1 protein-coding gene is annotated in these 1524 nt (G+C 40.9%); it reads right to left on the reverse strand.

The annotated features are described in order from the left end of the window. Positions 1-11 precede the first annotated feature (11 nt). Positions 12-1409 (reverse strand): IS4 family transposase, encoded by a 1398-nt coding sequence (locus tag ACTRWE_RS19165; protein WP_462880528.1) that lies wholly within the window; start codon positions 1407-1409, stop codon positions 12-14. Between the last annotated feature and the right edge of the window lie 115 nt (positions 1410-1524).

Here is a 1524-nt window from a genome sequence, read left to right on the forward strand (position 1 = left end):
CTGTCTCTTGATCACATCTCCTGTTGTTGCGCTTGCATGAATCGAGCGCCTTCTAGCAGTTGGCTCAGTGAAAACCAACCTTTCCATAAAGCTTCCCAACCAACAACACCTGTTTGCTTGCTGTTGTGCCACCCGCCTAATTTGGCAAGTGCATAATAAGCCCAATGTAATGAAGGTGTTGTGTTAGGTGCTTTTTTAGTTTCAGTCTTTGACCACAACAGTTTCCATTCAAGATGATTGAAAAAATTGTCGCAACCAATTGATTTTGCATTATCTTTATCGACAACAAGCTCGCGTAACTGGAGAAGTCTCACCGCAATAAATGCTGTTATTACAATGATCTTTTCTAGATTATTTCGCGTTTGCATGCGAAACGACTCAACTTGAGTGCCCGCTGACTTCCACGCTTTATGGAACTCTTCAACTCGCCATCTTAGTTCATAAAATCTAACTATCTTTAGTGCATCAGAAGCACTATTTATCGGTTCGCCTGTATACAATTTCCACGACAAAGGACTTGTTCCACTTGGTGGATCAATCTCGTTGCAACTTATTACTGTTAAATTCATACCACCAAGTTTCTTGTGTTTTTTAGGCGGATAAATAGTAATGCAAGCATAACGTACAGCTACTTTCGCAATACGTGCTTTTCGGCCTCCTTTTTGCTGTATCTTAACCGAATATGAAGCTTCGCTAGATTGATTTTCAATGTAGGGACTTAGTTTATCGCCGTCTGCATTCACGACCCGCTCATGCTTGGCCCTCACTACAAACCGTTGATTATTTATTGTTTTATAATCAATATACTCAAACATATCAGATTCTCGATCACAAACGCTTATGATATTGTCCATGACATCTGCAAATCGGGTACTCATTTCTTCCGACGAGCGTTGCCATTTATAACTTTCTTTCGTTTCGTACTTGCGGCGTTTTCTGTCGTTAGCGGTACCAAAGTTTTCATCTTTTCTGCACCAACGATGTTGTGCACCCAAGCCAATAGTACGCTCTGTTTCTGCATCGACCATAAGGACGGTGTGCGCCAACATCCCTTTAGAAGAGCTTTGTTTATATGCGCCAGTATGTCCGAGCTCTTTAGTCACATTGTGTCGGTAACACAATGTTGATGTATCTTCTAGCGCAAGGATTGTGTTTGACAGCGTTATTGCAGGTAACAGCGAATTCAAACCGGCGGTAGCGATGTTATCTGCGTCAACTTTATCATTGCGAAGAAAGCGATATGCGCCTTCAATAGAGGCCTGTGAGGCAGATGCTTTCACAATAGAACTTCCTGTGTTGCTCGCCATTTGATGACTTATTTTTACCAGGCGTTTAGTGCGTCGTTCATCACCTAATTCAGCATGTTTAAACAAATGATTAGCCCATTGTTCAGTATCTTTTATCAGCATAATAATTAAACTCGATCGGTTTTTTCGTTATAACTGATCTGATCGACTGATATAAATAAAGTTCAATTGAAGCCTAATTTATTTGTGTATAAGAGTCAGATCCTGACACAGGGGG

Source organism: Pseudoalteromonas sp. G5_S1_54_S4 (assembly GCF_054968565.1).

Excerpts from the sequence above, each read along its gene's own strand:
- ACTRWE_RS19165 (WP_462880528.1), bottom strand. The coding sequence starts at position 1,409 with ATGCTGATAAAAGATACTGAACAATGGGCTAATCATTTGTTTAAACAT.